Below are 15,265 nucleotides of genomic sequence, written 5' to 3'. Positions count from 1 at the left end.
GATCAAACTCTCCATAAAAGAGATTGATTAGCTCAATCATAATTCGTTCAAAAAATTGACGCATGGCATAAAACATTGTTCAGTTTTCAAAGATCTACTTATTAATGTGAAGCAAAACTATTGTACCACTTTCAGTTACAGAAAGTCAACAATTAATTCACTCTGTTTTTTCTGCCTTTCAAAGCAGCAAAAACAATATTACACTCTACAGCTTCGAAGGTCAATGACTTTTTGAAATTTAATTTGTATTTTTTACCGATAATGATTTTGCGCTAATGAATATACCGGCAACACCCCGCATACACAGGGTACTACTGACCCGGATAAAGCATGTGAATGTTCACGGGTTCCTCTTTTCCTTGCCCTGCGCTTCATTACTTTCGGATACCATCATCCTCTTTTTCTCACGATACAAAAAGCACAAAAACCGAACGTCAGGTTTCGGTTTTTGTGCTTTTTCCTTTTTCACTTCTCTCAGGAAGCTTTCACATAATATACAGACTGATCTCTTTTCTTTCTCAACAGTCTGGCGGCTTTTACCGCTCCCCGTTCGTCATCTGTGACGAGAAGAATTTCTTTCGGGCAGTCGAATCTTTCCTTCAGTTCTCTCGGCAGATAACTGAGAGGGATGTTCTCTGCTCCCGGATAAGGAGAGCGGTGTGCAGAAATATAGTCTCTTATATCAATCACACAATAATCATTGTCGCTGATTTCATTATCATTTAAGGTCTGCAGCCCGTTCCTTCCTTTTGTACGCGTGGTAATAAACAAAAGCAGAGCGATAGCTGCTGTCCCACCCCAATAAATCATCTTTTCACCTTCTTTATTTTTTGCTGACGTCTCCGGGCCATCCCAGCATACCGCCTTCGAGATTGGTAACGGTTGTGAATCCGTTCTCTTTAAGAAATTCGGACGCTTTCATACTTCTTCTTCCGGAACGGCAGACGACTACGTGATTGTCCTCTTTATCCAGTTCGGTGTATCTATCCTGCAGATCTCCTAAACGGACGTGTTTAGCTCCCGGAATCATACCTTCTTCGACTTCTTCGTCTTCCCGCACATCTATAACTGTTATATTTTCTCCGTTTTTCAACTTCTGTTCGAGTGTTTCACCGTTCATTTCAGGAATAGTACTCATGTTGACCATCCTCCTTTTTTAGGTTTTGCAATTGTAATTCTATTAAATCTTCATTAGAAGTCAAGAAAAAAGCCTGCCCCCGGGCAAAGGGACAGGCGCATAATTAATCAGCTACAATATTAACCAGTTTTCCGGGTACGGCAATAACTTTTCTTACTGTTTTCCCTTCAAGCCACGGCTTGACTTCTTCATGTTCCAGGGCGGATTTTTCAAGATCTTCTTTAGAAGCTTCCTTGTTCACCATCATTTTGGCGCGGACTTTCCCCATCACCTGGACGACAACCTCAACTTCTTCCTCTATGAGTTTTTCAGGGTCGAACGTCGGCCATGGTTCGTACGCAATCGTTCCCTCGTGACCAAGATTCGACCACATTTCTTCACTGACGTGAGGCGCCACAGTGGAAAGCAGTTTAACGAATCCTTCCATAAAGGTTTTAGGGATCTCGTCTGCTTTATAAGCGTCATTAATGAACACCATCATTTGGGAAATACCCGTATTAAAACGCAGATCTTCGAAGTTCTCCGTCACTTTCATCACTGTTTCATGATACGTTTTTTCCAGAGCTTCTTTATCTGCATCTTCTTTTATGGCAGGGTTCAGCTTCCCTTCAGGAGAAACGATTCTCCACACACGGTCAAGGAAACGCCGCGCTCCTTCAAGTCCGTTTTCAGACCACGCGATAGACGCCTCCAGCGGCCCCATAAACATCTCATAAAGACGAAGAGTATCCGCTCCGTGAGTATGAATGATATCGTCCGGGTTAACTACGTTCCCTTTCGATTTACTCATTTTTTCGTTGCCTTCACCAAGAATCATACCCTGGTTGAACAGCTGCTGGAAAGGTTCCTTCGTCGGTACTACTCCTGCATCGTAAAGCACTTTGTGCCAGAAACGTGCGTAGAGCAGATGCAGAACGGCATGTTCTGCGCCGCCGATGTAGATATCTACAGGGAGCCATTTTTTCAGCTTCTCGTAATCCGCGAACGTTTCGTCATTATCGGAATCGATAAACCGCAGGTAGTACCAGCAGCTGCCGGCCCACTGAGGCATCGTATTCGTTTCTCTCTTCCCTTTCATTCCCGTTTCAGGGTCCGTAACGTTCACCCAGTCACTGATATTCGCAAGCGGCGATTCTCCCGTACCGGACGGTTTGATCTCCGTCGTCTTCGGCAGTTCAATCGGAAGGTCTTCTTCTGGTACTGCGGTTACAGACCCGTCTTCCCAGTGGATAACAGGTATCGGTTCTCCCCAGTAACGCTGACGGCTGAACAGCCAGTCACGGAGACGGTAAGTCGTCTGTTTTTGGCCTTTGCCGTTTTCTTCAAGCCACTGGATCGCTTTATCTATTGCTTCCTCTTTATAAAGTCCATTCAGAAAATCGGAATTGATGTGGGGGCCTTCACCCGTATAAGCTTCCTCTTCCACATCTCCTCCTTCGACGACCGGAATGATTTCAAGATCGAATTTACGCGCGAATTCGTAGTCCCGTTCATCATGAGCCGGAACTGCCATGATTGCACCGCTCCCGTAGCTCATAAGGACATAATCGGCTACCCAGATCGGAAGTTTCTTTCCATTAACCGGGTTGACAGCATAAGCGCCCGTAAAAACGCCAGATTTGCCTTTGGCAAGATCTGTTCTTTCAAGATCGCTCTTATTCATTGCTTCGTTAACGTATTTCTGGACCGCTTCTTTCTGTTCTTCGGCGGTTATATTTTCAATGTAAGGATGTTCCGGGGCAAACACAGCATATGTAGCACCGAAAAGAGTGTCCGGCCGGGTGGTGAACGCTTTGAAAGATTCATTGAAACCTTCGATATCGAATTCCACTTCCGCCCCTTCGGATTTCCCGATCCAGTTACGCTGCATATCCTTAATGCTCTCCGGCCAGTCCAGTTCTTCAAGATCATCCAGCAGTCTGTCCGCATAAGCAGTGATTTTGAGCATCCATTGTTTCATCGGCCGGCGTTCCACCGGATGGTCGCCCCGCTCACTCTTTCCATCGATCACTTCTTCATTGGCAAGAACCGTGCCGAGAGCCGGGCACCAGTTTACAGGAACTTCATCTATATAAGCGAGTCCCCTTTCGTACAATTTAAGGAAAATCCACTGCGTCCATTTATAATAGTCGGGATCCGTCGTGTTAATTTCCCTGTCCCAGTCGTAGGAGAAACCGAGTTCCTGGATCTGTCGACGGAACGTTTCGATGTTGTGCGCAGTGAATTCTTCCGGATCATTCCCGGTATCGAGAGCGTGCTGCTCAGCCGGTAGCCCGAAAGCATCCCATCCCATCGGGTGAAGTACTTCATACCCCTGCATCCGCTTCATTCTCGAGAGGATATCCGTAGCTGTATACCCCTCCGGGTGCCCGACGTGAAGACCTGATCCGGACGGATAAGGGAACATATCCAGAGCATAGAACTTCTCTTTGTCTGTATCCGTTTCGGATTTGAACACCTTATTCTCGAGCCAGTAGGTCTGCCATTTCTTCTCTATGTTCTTATGATTAAAAGCCATTTACCTTCCTCCTGTTCAACTATGTACTGTGTCATTACTATATGGAATCATCAAACCTGAAACCTCGGATCGAATTTTCTTCTATTTGTTCAAAACCAGAAAAAAAGCCTCCCCTCCCAATAATTATGGGACGAGAGGCTGTATCCCGCGGTACCACCCACATTAGCGAATTTTTCGCTCACTCGGTTCCGATAACGGTGGATAAGCCGGGATACGTGCTTTTAAGTACAGGGGCGAGTTCACAACGAATCAAAAACAGCTTTCACCGGCCGCTGTCTCTCTGTATTTTTTCGATTGCTACTATTCCCCTTATCACGCAGCCTCAATTATAACCGTATCTTAATGAATACAGCCCTCTTTGTCAACTGTTTCCTGTGTTTCAGAAACTCCTGCAACGGGAAGGACTAAATATGAGGTGATAAAATGAAAAATTTAATCAGAAAAGCGGTATCCTACGCAAAACGCAATCCGGAAAAAACGAAAAGATACGCTCGCAAAGCTTATAATACAGTGTCCAAACGTGGATCTTCCAAAGGTAAAACATCGTCGAAATAAAAAGGCGATGTTTTTCTTTTTGATATGATACAATGATTTCTCCATTTTATTTTAAAGGAGGAGCATTATGAATCTCGACAGAGTCCTCCCCTTTTCACACGAACTGATGAAGAAAGCAGTAACCGAAGGGGATATAGCCATTGATGCTACTTGCGGAAACGGCCACGACACTCTTTTCCTGGCCAGTCTCACAAAAGAGTCCGGCCATGTGTACGGCTTTGATATCCAGAAGGACGCAATAGAAGCTACAGCTGCCAGACTGAAAGAGAATAACTCGGTTCATCAGGTGACTTTAAATGAAGCGTCTCACGCAGAAGCGCTGAAATACATACCGGAGGAGCGTCATCCGAATATCAGAGGGGCCATCTTTAACCTGGGGTTTCTGCCGGGAAGCGATAAAACCGTCGTTACTACCCCCGAGCACACCATTGAAGCCATTGATAATATCCTTTCAGTTATGGAAAAAGGCGGTCTCGTAGTCCTCGTCGTCTACCACGGTCATGAAGGTGGAAAAAAAGAGAAAGAAAAAGTGATGGAATACGCCGGAAATCTTGATCAGCGTTCGGTTCACGTACTCAAGTACGAATTTCTCAATCAGAAAAACAATGCACCTTTCATTGTAGCATTAGAAAAAGCCTGACCTTTGTGGTCAGGCTTTCAGTTTATGGTAAGCTTTAACATTCAGGTAGAAGAACCAGCTTCTTGTCCCGCTCTTATTCAGGAGGTATGGCACCATCGAAGAAGAGCCGGGAAGCTCCTTAACTTTCTCGTCGGCCAGATACATGCTCACGACACCTTCGCGGAGCATCTGATGAAAGTCGGCATCCGGAAGCTCCGCTATTTTACGATCTGTCTCCTCCATGAATTCTCCTATACGTTTTTTCAGCGCTTCGTTGGAAGGGTAATATGTACAGAAGTTCATCTCACCATCCGCTTCGTCTTCTGCCTGGTCAATGTAGTAATCAAGCAGTATGTGCATCCCCTGCATGTAAGGGAAGTAACAGTTTCTGACACGCCGGACCAGCTCTCTGTTCACCCGTTTCCCCGCAGCGTAAGCGACGAGCGTATATACTCCCATGGTAGAAGCGGTGCTGGCTGAAAAATCATACCACTGCATATCCGGCACCCTGGACATATTTCTCTGATGCCACTGTTGCATGCGCCCCACTCTCTCTTCTTCCTTCACGTGTTTATGCACCTGGAACTCTCCGTATAACGCACTGAGATCCGCCACGTCCAGCTGAACGAGGTGATAGAACGGAAAACGGCTCAGTACACCCTGGCAGGTGGAAACGAGTTCACTCAGGTATCCCCCGTCTTCCTTCTCTTCTCTGAATGCATAATAATCACGGTGTTCATAATCGGGATGAACCGCATCTTCCAGAGCAAAGTGGAGACTTTCGAAGTCTTTCGGGTCCAGGGATTCGCTCTGGTCACATAAATTATCCAGGTAATCACAGATGGTCTGGTATGCCACTACGAAAGTGACGGTTTCTTTCCACTGCGCTCCGGATAGCAGGGAGAAAAGCCCGCCTCCCTCACAGTGAAAAGCTTTTTTCTCTATACTGTCTGTTGCCTGAAATCTCAGTTCGGGATCCGGAATATCCGCCGCTCTCTCTTTCCAGGCCTCCAATTGACGGTAAACCTCCGGAAATATAAATCTGTACCCCTGATACATCAGGGCTATCGGTTGCTTCGGTGCCTGCTTTGCCAAAACTGGATCCTCCTCTTAACGGTGTATTTCTATAAAACTTAAAGCGTAACGGTAAACTTCTTCCCACTCCGGCTCATTGAACAGTTCATGATAAAGGCCCGGCCATTCTTTGTAAGCCTTCTCCGTCAAATTCTGTGCATCGAACCAGCGCTTCGTGTCTTCAGAGTTCACCATCTTGTCCTCTCCTGCCTGCATGAGGAGGAGGGGGACATCGCTGAACGGTTTGTCGCGAGCGACTTTGATAGCTCTTTGAAATTCTTTGTACCATCTTACAGATACTTTCTGCAAAATTTTGTCGTCCTTCCTGTCCTGCTCCCACACATTTTCATTTCTCGTAACTGTTTCGGGACGGTAGGGATATGATACGAGCAGAGATGGTGAAAGCCTGTCCATCACCTTGGCCATCGCCTCAAGCGGTTTACTTGCTCCATTCTTTATGCCGAGTGCCGGAGAGGATAAAATCACACCCTGGACCGGGAGCGATTTTTCCTGCAGCGCCCGGATAACGGCAAGCCCTCCCATGCTGTGACCAAGGAGAAAAACAGGGACCTCCACTTCCTTCGCATACTCCACCCATCCTTCAATGGTATCCAGGTACTGCCGGAAACTGCGGATATGGCCCCGATTGTCTATGTCGTCTCCCTGACCGGGGAGGTCTCCGACGACCACCGAGTATCCATCTGTCTGGAATTTCTCAGCCAGTGTCCTGTAGCGTCCCCCGTGCTCAAAAGCCCCGTGTACGACAACGATTACGGCTTTTGGCGTAACAGATATGTATTCTTTCAGCATCACTTGTACCTCCGTTTTCCTCTGATATACTTACTATAATATACAGTATAAGGAGGATGAAGATGATTTGCGAATATAAAGGTTACTATCCCGAAATTGCCGACACGGCTTACGTGGCTGAAGACACTGTCATAACCGGGGATGTGTCGATCGGGGAATATGCGAGTATCTGGTTCAAAACCGTAATCAGGGGCGACGTCGCTCCTGTCAGAATCGGAAATAATACAAATGTACAGGATCTCAGTCTCCTCCACCAGAGCCCGGGCATGCCGCTTACGCTGGAGGACGGAGTCACCATCGGGCATCAGGTTACGCTTCATTCCGCTACCATCAAAAAGAATGCCTTAGTCGGAATGGGATCGATTGTACTCGACGGCGCCGTCATCGGTGAAGAAGCTTTTCTCGGTGCCGGAAGTCTCGTTCCTCCGGGTAAAACGATACCTCCCCGCACTCTTGCCGTGGGACGCCCGGCTAAAGTAGTGAGAGATTTGACCGAGAAAGACTTCAAAGAACTGGATCGTATACGTAAGAGCTACGTGGAAAAAGGACAGTATTATAAAAACAGCGGAGAGAAATGATTCTTTGTTCTGGCCTCGGCCGTGTATTTTTCTTCTATTCTAATTTAACGGAATAAACAAAAATCCGAACGCTTTCGTTCGGATTTTTGTACGTGCGGCCTATCTATTCTTCTTTTATTTTAGCTCTCAGCAAATCCACTTTATCGACGTTTTCCCAGGGGAAATGATCCGCCGGGCGGCCGAAGTGACCGTACGCGGCCGTCTGTCGATAAATAGGACGTTTCAAATCGAGCATGCGGATAATCCCTGCCGGACGTAGATCGAAAAGTTCCCGCACAGCTTTCACGAGCCTGGCTTCCGTGACTTCCCCGGTACCGTCCGTATCGATGGAAATCGAGACCGGTTCGGCTACCCCGATGGCGTATGCGAGCTGGACTTCACACGTCTTCGCAAGACCGGCGGCAACAATATTTTTTGCAACGTAGCGGGCGGCGTAAGCAGCGGAGCGGTCCACTTTAGTGGAGTCCTTGCCGCTGAAGGCCCCTCCTCCGTGTCTGGCATAGCCGCCGTAAGTGTCAACGATGATTTTGCGTCCTGTCAACCCGGCGTCACCCTGAGGCCCGCCGATAACGAAACGGCCTGTAGGGTTAAGGATGTACTTCGTCTGGTCATCCATGAACTTCTCCGGGACGACCGGCACAATTACGTGCTTCATCAAATCTTCCTTAATCTGCCCAAGCGTAATCTCTTCGGCATGCTGCGTAGAGATGACCACCGTATCGACCCGGAGCGGGTTGTTGTTCTCGTCATATTCCACAGTCACCTGTGTCTTACCGTCCGGACGCAGGTAGGAGAGGGTCCCGTCTTTCCGCACGTCCGCCAGACGCTTGGACAACTGGTGAGCAAGCGAGATCGGCAAAGGCATCAGTTCATCCGTTTCATCTGTTGCGTATCCGAACATAAGACCCTGATCCCCGGCACCGATTGCGTCGATTTCCTCTTCGCTCATCTGTCCTTCTCTCGATTCCAGAGATTCATCCACTCCGCCCGCGATATCCGGGGACTGTTCATCAATAGCTGTAAGGACGGCACAGGTATCGGCATCGAATCCGAACTTCGCCCTCGTGTACCCGATATCTTTAATTGTCTGCCTTACGACCTGCGGGATATCCACATATGTCGTCGTACTGATTTCCCCGGAGACAAGTACAAGTCCTGTGGTAACCATTGTCTCACAGGCCACCCGGGCATTCGGGTCTTCCTTCAGTATTTCATCAAGAATTGCATCGGAAATTTGGTCACATATCTTATCGGGATGCCCTTCCGTAACCGATTCAGATGTGAACAACCGGCGATTTGCTGCCATGTTACATGATTCCTCCTTAAACTCTGATTACGGCACTCTTACCAGCATCATACTTTAATATACTGCATTCTGTTTCCGAATTCCGGCCCCTGTTTTCACGGGTTGAAAACCGGAATCAGTTCCATTCCTTCATTAACCATGCATGGAAAACAGGAAGGTCCTTCAGGAAACGTTTATACTATTAAGAGAAATTTTGATTTCCTTCATTAAAAAAGAAAAACCTTTCCTTCATCGTATGAGGAAAGGGATGATTTCCTTCCGCTCTTATCGTCCAAGAGAGTACTCTTGCGTCAGGTTAGCACCATATCAAAAGAAGGTTGCCGGGTTTCCTCGGGCCTGTCCCTCCACCGACTCTGGATAAGAGAGTTACCGTTCGCATTTTATCATACCAAATCAGCTATGATTGTCAATTAGATGGAGCAGCTTCCGTCTTTACAATCGTGGATTCCCACTCTGTATCTGTTATTAGCGATAAATCGATAAACCGGAACTCCGACCGCCCTCGCAGTCCGAAACTCCATCAGCTTTCCGGCGAAGCGAAGCAGCGGCGACTCCTTACATATATAGGTGATCGCGTCATACCCTACATGTTCGTTGCGCGAAGGATCATATAAATGTAATTGTTCACGAATTTGTCCTTCTTTTTCAGCGGGAAGAGAAGTATACTCGGTAAGCTTCTGCAGCGACAGCCAGAGCAGTCGATTTTCCCGGTCCAGGAGGCTCACCCACTTTTTCGTTTTAAGGCACAAAGGACATGCTGCATCGTACAGAACGATCGATTTCTTCAACCTTTTCACCTTCCTTTTCTCCAGATTATACAGCAGCTGCAGATGATTTTAAAAAAATGAATTGCAGTATGGACTATTAATGACAATGTGTTATACTATTTACAAATAATCGCTTACATGCGGAATTTCAGGGAAAGGCGGGTTTTTAAAATGATTCATGCCAGAAGCGACCGTTCAAGCATCGAGGAGCTGCTTGAGGAAGAAGGAACACAAGTACAGCTTTCTGTTCCGGACCTTACGAAAAACATACTCAACAGGAATGAAGGAACACTGACCGATACCGGAGCTGTAAAGGCAGAAACCGGAGCATATACAGGACGGTCCCCGAACGATAAATTCATTGTAAAAGACGATGAAACTGCCGAAAAGGTCGACTGGGGCAAAGTGAACCAGCCGATGCAGGAAGAAACATTCCTTCACCTTTACCACAAAGTGATCGGATATCTGAAAGACCTCCCTGAACGTTTCGTATTCCAGGGTTACGCAGGCGCCGATGAAGACTACCGTCTGCCAATCCGTGTGATTACAGAATACGCCTGGCACAATATGTTCGCAAGGCAGATGTTCATAAGACCCGGGAGTGAAGAGGAACCTCTTCACGAAAATGCGTTCACAGTGCTCTCTGCACCGGGGCTGAAAGCCGACCCGGAGACAGACGGAACCAATTCCGAAGTGTTCGTAACGGTATCATTCAAACATAGAATAGTACTGATCGGCGGCACGCAGTATGCCGGAGAGATCAAGAAGTCGATCTTCTCCGTGATGAACTATCTCCTGCCGAAACAGGACGTATTGCCGATGCACTGCTCCGCTAACGTGAACGCGGAGGGAGAAACCGCTCTCTTCTTCGGACTCTCCGGTACAGGAAAAACGACTCTTTCCGCCGACCCTTCCCGTTACCTTATCGGTGACGATGAACACGGCTGGTCCGATAGAGGTGTATTCAATATGGAAGGCGGCTGTTATGCCAAAACTAAAGACCTTTCTATTGAAACGGAACCTGATATTTACAGAGCCATCAGATTCGGCGCGGTACTCGAAAACGTAGCTGTAAACCCGGGTACGGGGAAACCGGATTTCACCGACACTTCCCTGACGGAAAATACGCGTGTCGCTTACCCGCTTGATCATATCGACAACGCTCTTGAGGAAAGTAAATCCGGACATCCCGATAAAATAATCTTTTTGACAGCTGATGCTACCGGAGTTCTTCCGCCTATCAGCAAACTTACGAAAGAACAGGCGATGTATCACTTCCTGAGCGGGTATACGAGTAAACTCGCAGGGACAGAGCGGGGCGTCACCACGCCCGAAGCTACGTTTTCCGCCTGCTTCGGCGCACCGTTCCTCCCGTTACCGCCTTCCGTCTACGCGAAGATGCTGGGTGAGAAAATCGACGAGTTCAACACAGACGTCTACCTCGTCAACACCGGCTGGACCGGCGGAGCTTACGGGACAGGTAAGAGAATGAAACTGTCCTATACGAGACGTATGGTGGATGCTGCATTGAACGGAGAATTCAAAAACACGGAAATGTACCAGGACCCTGTCTTCGGCCTTAACATTCCTCTTCACTGTGACGGTGTTCCGGAGGAAGTCATGATTCCGCGTAATGCCTGGGAAGACAAAAGTGATTACGATACGCAGGCAGAGAGCCTGGCTGCCAAGTTCCATGAGAACTTCAAGAAATTCGCTTATGCTGACGAAACGATTGCAGCAGCCGGACCGATCAAACGTTAATACTGTCATACAGACAACAAGCATGCAGAGAAACGCTCCATTTCTCTGCATGCTTATTTTTATCGATTTTCTAACAAAAAAGCTGCCGAGAATTTCTCGACAGCCCGGGGAGTCCCCTGGTAGTTACACATCTCACGCTACACCGTTCCAATTCTTTCCAGACAGCACGGGAGCACTTTATCTTTCATCATAAAACTGTACTCTTTCTGTCTCGGCAAAGCTTCCGGAAGCTGCTCGAGCAGTACCGGACCGTTCGTTTCGAAATAATGGGCTTCTTCCCGCAACTGTAAAACCTCTGCAAAATAAACGTTTTTGATGATCGTGCCACCTTTACCTTTGACGAAGTATTGACCGACGTAACGCAGCTGATCGACGATGCCTCCCGTTTCTTCTTTCACTTCCCTGACAGCAGCTTCCGAGGCGGTCTCCTCCTCTTCCACTTTCCCGCCGGGGAACTCCAGACCACGTTCCTTGTGTTCGGTCAGCAGCCATTTTCCACGGTATTGGCAAATCACCCATACGTGCTTCGGTTCGCTTGAAAAAGGGTGGTCCTTAAAAGATAATTTCACAGGATTATTATAATAATCATAGAACTCTTGCATATGGTATCAACTGCCTTTTCCAAAACACTCTTTTTACTCTAATTAAATCGTACCATATGAAGGGAAAATTACAAATGTTTCATTTCTTCTTTTTTCCACCGGCCGTACCGGAAATCATTGCAGCATCTTCCGGAAGAAACTATTTCTTCATGTTCTCCATCTGTTTCAGATGGGGACATACTTTACAGAACGTACTGTCTTCGTGAAGCCGGTAGGAGAGGCAGCAGCATTTCCTTTCCCTAGCCCCTGAAGGCAATAAGGGCTGAGACTCGAAGTAAGTGAAAGGGTTTTTCTGTTCACCGAACGGTTCTCCGTCCAGTTCATCGATGATATATCGAAAGTCTTTCCTTTTCTCTGCCAGTTCCTCTCCTTCATACCATTCAGGAAGTTTGCGTTCATAAAACCAGTACAGATAAATGGCTGTATTTTCCCATAATACCTTCTTTGAAATACGCGTAGTCTTATGAATGTGGAAAAGAACGGGCTGAAGGAAATCCCTGAATAAGTGCCGCATATTTTCAACTATCCACTCTTCCCTGTCTTCTCCCGGGACGGATACCGTTTTATCCCTGAGATGGAATTTAGGGAACCATTTCGGGTTCTCATCGATACGGATGTACTCCACATTCCCGGGGGAAACGTCAGGGAATTTATCAAACACCGTCATCATTACAATCGGCACCGTAACAGCGTAATATCCGAACCTTTTCCCGAGCAGGGAACCGGTAGTAAGAAACGACTGTGAATCAAGATACAGATGCAGGTCATTCAAAACATGTTCGATTCCTTCGCGGGATAACAAATCGGTTGCACGAACCGTTTCCAAAACCGGTTCCTGCAAATGTTGATCCGTAAAAAAGCGAAAATGCTCATTCAAAAACTGTTCTTCTTCTCTCGTAATCATTTCTTCACTCATATTCCTCACCTCTTCTATTCACTTACAAGTGTAGAAATTACTTACAGGTGTGTCAATGATTTTGATAATCATTTTCAGTATCGTTGAAACCATCTGTCTTTCGTAACACTTTCCATATACCCGAAATCCGGTTCGACTCCTATCCCGGGACCTTCGGGCACGCGTATGAAACCACCCTCAAGGCTTATGGGATCTTTTATAATATCTTTCTCAAAATATCGGTCGGATCCGGATAAGTCACCGGGCAGAGTGAAATTGGGCAGGGAAGCCAGCGCAAGACTATGGGCTTTCCCGATGCCGGTCTCCACCATACCTCCGCACCAGAGAGGCATGTCTTCTTTTACTGCCCGGTCATGAATTTGCAGGGCTTCGGACCATCCGCCCACCCGGCTCAGTTTTACGTTGAGTATCCGGCAGGCCTTGAATTCCATCGCCTGGACAGCATCTTCAAAGCTCCGGATCGACTCATCGAGACATATCGGCGTGTTCATTTTCTTCTGTAAATGGCAGTGCTTCCGGAAGTCTCCGGATCGAAACGGCTGTTCAATCATCAGAAGCTTGAATTCATCAAGAGGAAGCAGTTCGTCCGGGGACTCGTACGCACCATTCCCGTCAATCATAAGCGGAAACGAGGCGTCCTCTTCCCTCAGCGCCTGCAGCTGCTCTTTTTCCCGCCCCCGCTCAACTTTCACCTTTGCCCGTTGGAAACCTGCCTGCTTCAGAGTACGGAGCTCTTTTTTCGGGTCACCGGAGAGACTGATCACTCCCCCGGCGGCAACTTCCTTTCTCGTCCCCCCGATATACTCGGATAAACTCCTGCCTTCTCTTTTGGCTTTCAGGTCGAACAGGGCCTGCTCGATACCGGCTTTCGCCATAGGGTGCCCCTGTACGGTCCTGAATATCCTGGGTGCGTCTGTCTCATTCAGGGAAGGGAGCAGGAAATCTTTCGCTATATGCCAGGCCGTCGTTACGGTCTCTTCCGTATAAAAGGGGCTCGGAAAAGCGGCAATTTCGCCGTACCCTCTTTCCCCCTTGTCATCTTCCACTTCCACGATAATCACTTCACGCGAACCGATCGCTCCGTGTGCCGTAGTGAAAGGGGCTTTCATGGGTACCTCCACCCTGTGAAGGACGGCTTTATTCAATTTCATCGCACTCCCCCGCTTTCACCATTTCCGTAAGCTTATACTTCAGCACTTTATTCGAAGCGTTTCGAGGGAGCTCGGCCACCCTGTATACATATGCCGGATGCTTATAACGCGCCAGGTGTCTTTCGCAGTATTGCAGTATCTCATCCCTTTTTATATCTTTCCCGGTGAGAAAAGCCGCGGGAACCTCACCCCATTTCTCATCTTTCATGCCGGTGACAGCCGCCCCCGACACTCCGGGCACCTGCACGAGTACGTTCTCGATCTCTGCCGGATAAATATTCTCCCCGCCCGAGATGATCATTTCTTTTTTACGCCCGGCAAGATACAGGAAGCCTTCTTCGTCGAAGTAACCCATGTCTCCGGTGGCGAACAGGAGTCCTTCCTCCCGATCGCGTTTATAATACCCTCCGGACACCATCGGCCCCGCCACAAGAATCTCGCCGATCTCCCCCTCCGCTGCATTGATGTGAAGAGAAGCTGTAGCTAGGGCTTTCCCTGCAGAACCGAGCTTCCTTGTGGCATCAGCCGGAGCGAGCGTTGCAATCTGAGAAGTAGTTTCCGTCATCCCGTACGTCTGAAATACCGGAATCCCGAGCGAGGCCGCCCGGTTCAGCAATTTCTCTGTAGCAGGACCTCCGCCAAGCAGGAAACAGCGAAAAGAACCGGGGATATCGTCACGGTCGAACACTTCCACAAGCTCCTCGAGCATCACGGAAACACCGGAGACCATCGTGGCCCCTCTTTGTTTAATGCTCTCCACTACTTCCTGCGCATCAAAACGGGCATGGTGCTCTATGGTCATTCCGTAAATGACACCTTTCATCAGAGTGGAAAATCCGCTTACGTGGAACATCGGTAAATTCAAAATCCACTTATCCCCCCGTTCCATTCCGAGGTTCAGGGCGGAGCTGATGGCGCTGTGCCAGTGATTACCGTAGGTGTGAAGGACGGCTTTCGGAGCCCCGGTCGTCCCCGAAGTGTACATTAATGTGAAAACATCCTCCAGATCGATCCGCTCTTTCATCTCCGGCATCGTGTAATCGCCGGTGAGAGTGTGAAATGGCAGAGGCGATACATCCCCGGCGGTCAGCGCTTCCACTTTCTCTTCCTGAGCCGCCTCATAAATGATCGCCTTCACATCTCCATCGTGAATCTGATAATCCAGTTCCCTGATCGTGAGCCGGGTGTTCAAAAGAACAGCTCTTGCTCCCAGATAGCTGAGAGCAAATATCGACTCGATAAAGGAGACGCGGTTCGAAGAAAGAATCGCTATGTGGTCTTTTTCCTTCACTCCATGAAAAAAAAGAGCTGCCGCTTTACGTTTACACCTTTCCTCAAGCTCTGCAAATGTAATGCAGGAACCGTCCGGGAAGTCGACGGCAGGGTACTCCGGCTGCAGAAAAGCCTGTTTACTGAGCCAATGCGGCATCGTCGTCATACAACTCGCTCCTCTCAATAAATTCATACGCA

The 15,265-nt window shown here is 48.1% G+C and carries 14 protein-coding genes, 1 riboswitch and 1 other annotated feature; of the genes, 3 read left to right on the top strand and 11 right to left on the bottom strand.

Going from position 1 to position 15,265, the window contains the following annotated elements:
• Positions 1 to 474 precede the first annotated feature (474 nt).
• The 3 genes from BW931_RS06965 to leuS all read right to left on the bottom strand — a co-directional run bounded on the left by BW931_RS06965 (position 475) and on the right by leuS (position 3,656).
• The gene (locus BW931_RS06965; protein ID WP_076571088.1) at positions 475 to 810 is read right to left on the bottom strand and encodes a rhodanese-like domain-containing protein; all 336 of its coding nucleotides are present in this window, start codon (positions 808 to 810) and stop codon (positions 475 to 477) included.
• Positions 811 to 823: 13 nt separating this feature from the next.
• On the bottom strand, positions 824 to 1,138 hold the full coding sequence (locus BW931_RS06960) for a rhodanese-like domain-containing protein (protein WP_076571086.1): 315 nt from the start codon (positions 1,136 to 1,138) through the stop codon (positions 824 to 826).
• A 103-nt stretch (positions 1,139 to 1,241) separates the two neighbouring features.
• Positions 1,242 to 3,656 (bottom strand): leucine--tRNA ligase, encoded by a 2,415-nt coding sequence (gene leuS / locus BW931_RS06955; protein WP_076571084.1) that lies wholly within the window; start codon positions 3,654 to 3,656, stop codon positions 1,242 to 1,244.
• 123 nt (positions 3,657 to 3,779) lie between these two features.
• Positions 3,780 to 3,978: a binding site (T-box leader), on the bottom strand.
• A gap of 300 nt (positions 3,979 to 4,278) precedes the next feature.
• Here leuS and BW931_RS06950 point away from each other — a divergent pair.
• The gene (locus tag BW931_RS06950) at positions 4,279 to 4,851 is read left to right on the top strand and encodes a tRNA 5-(aminomethyl)-2-thiouridylate-methyltransferase MnmM (protein ID WP_008587401.1); all 573 of its coding nucleotides are present in this window, start codon (positions 4,279 to 4,281) and stop codon (positions 4,849 to 4,851) included.
• Between the two features lie 9 nt (positions 4,852 to 4,860).
• On the opposite strand, the gene BW931_RS06945 is transcribed toward BW931_RS06950, so the two are convergent.
• A complete protein-coding gene (locus BW931_RS06945) occupies positions 4,861 to 5,925 on the bottom strand; it encodes a tetraprenyl-beta-curcumene synthase family protein (protein ID WP_008587400.1) in 1,065 nt (354 codons plus the stop codon).
• Positions 5,926 to 5,940: 15 nt separating this feature from the next.
• Positions 5,941 to 6,714, bottom strand: coding sequence for an alpha/beta hydrolase (locus BW931_RS06940; protein ID WP_084193872.1), 774 nt, complete (start codon positions 6,712 to 6,714; stop codon positions 5,941 to 5,943).
• A gap of 62 nt (positions 6,715 to 6,776) precedes the next feature.
• On the opposite strand from BW931_RS06940, the gene BW931_RS06935 reads away from it, so the two are divergent.
• A complete protein-coding gene (locus BW931_RS06935; protein ID WP_076571081.1) occupies positions 6,777 to 7,292 on the top strand; it encodes a gamma carbonic anhydrase in 516 nt (171 codons plus the stop codon).
• 103 nt (positions 7,293 to 7,395) lie between these two features.
• On the opposite strand, the gene metK is transcribed toward BW931_RS06935, so the two are convergent.
• Complete coding sequence (gene metK / locus BW931_RS06930; protein ID WP_076571079.1) at positions 7,396 to 8,598, bottom strand: methionine adenosyltransferase; 1,203 nt, start codon at positions 8,596 to 8,598, stop codon at positions 7,396 to 7,398.
• Between the two features lie 261 nt (positions 8,599 to 8,859).
• A riboswitch (SAM riboswitch) is annotated at positions 8,860 to 8,962 on the bottom strand.
• A 46-nt stretch (positions 8,963 to 9,008) separates the two neighbouring features.
• Complete coding sequence (locus BW931_RS06925) at positions 9,009 to 9,386, bottom strand: thiol-disulfide oxidoreductase DCC family protein (RefSeq protein WP_076571077.1); 378 nt, start codon at positions 9,384 to 9,386, stop codon at positions 9,009 to 9,011.
• A 150-nt stretch (positions 9,387 to 9,536) separates the two neighbouring features.
• On the opposite strand from BW931_RS06925, the gene pckA reads away from it, so the two are divergent.
• The gene (pckA, locus tag BW931_RS06920) at positions 9,537 to 11,126 is read left to right on the top strand and encodes a phosphoenolpyruvate carboxykinase (ATP) (RefSeq protein ID WP_234972599.1); all 1,590 of its coding nucleotides are present in this window, start codon (positions 9,537 to 9,539) and stop codon (positions 11,124 to 11,126) included.
• Positions 11,127 to 11,263: 137 nt separating this feature from the next.
• Here the strand turns inward: pckA and ytkD are convergent, their stop codons facing one another.
• The 4 genes from ytkD to BW931_RS06900 form a co-directional block, all read right to left on the bottom strand.
• The gene (ytkD, locus tag BW931_RS06915; protein ID WP_076571074.1) at positions 11,264 to 11,728 is read right to left on the bottom strand and encodes an RNA deprotection pyrophosphohydrolase; all 465 of its coding nucleotides are present in this window, start codon (positions 11,726 to 11,728) and stop codon (positions 11,264 to 11,266) included.
• A 139-nt stretch (positions 11,729 to 11,867) separates the two neighbouring features.
• Positions 11,868 to 12,644: an IucA/IucC family C-terminal-domain containing protein gene (locus BW931_RS06910; RefSeq protein ID WP_076571072.1), complete on the bottom strand. Its 777-nt coding sequence runs from the start codon at positions 12,642 to 12,644 to the stop codon at positions 11,868 to 11,870.
• A gap of 74 nt (positions 12,645 to 12,718) precedes the next feature.
• Positions 12,719 to 13,795, bottom strand: coding sequence for an o-succinylbenzoate synthase (menC, locus tag BW931_RS06905; protein ID WP_076571070.1), 1,077 nt, complete (start codon positions 13,793 to 13,795; stop codon positions 12,719 to 12,721).
• Entirely contained in the window at positions 13,782 to 15,233 is a 1,452-nt protein-coding gene (locus BW931_RS06900; RefSeq protein ID WP_084193870.1) for an o-succinylbenzoate--CoA ligase, read from the bottom strand. The genes menC and BW931_RS06900 overlap by 14 nt, the downstream gene beginning before the upstream one ends.
• Positions 15,234 to 15,265 lie beyond the last annotated feature (32 nt).

The organism is Salimicrobium salexigens, assembly GCF_900156705.1.
Lineage (GTDB): Bacteria > Bacillota > Bacilli > Bacillales > Halobacillaceae > Salimicrobium > Salimicrobium album.
Note: the sequence above shows the minus strand (reverse complement) of the source record. Positions and strands in the feature narration are given on the sequence as shown.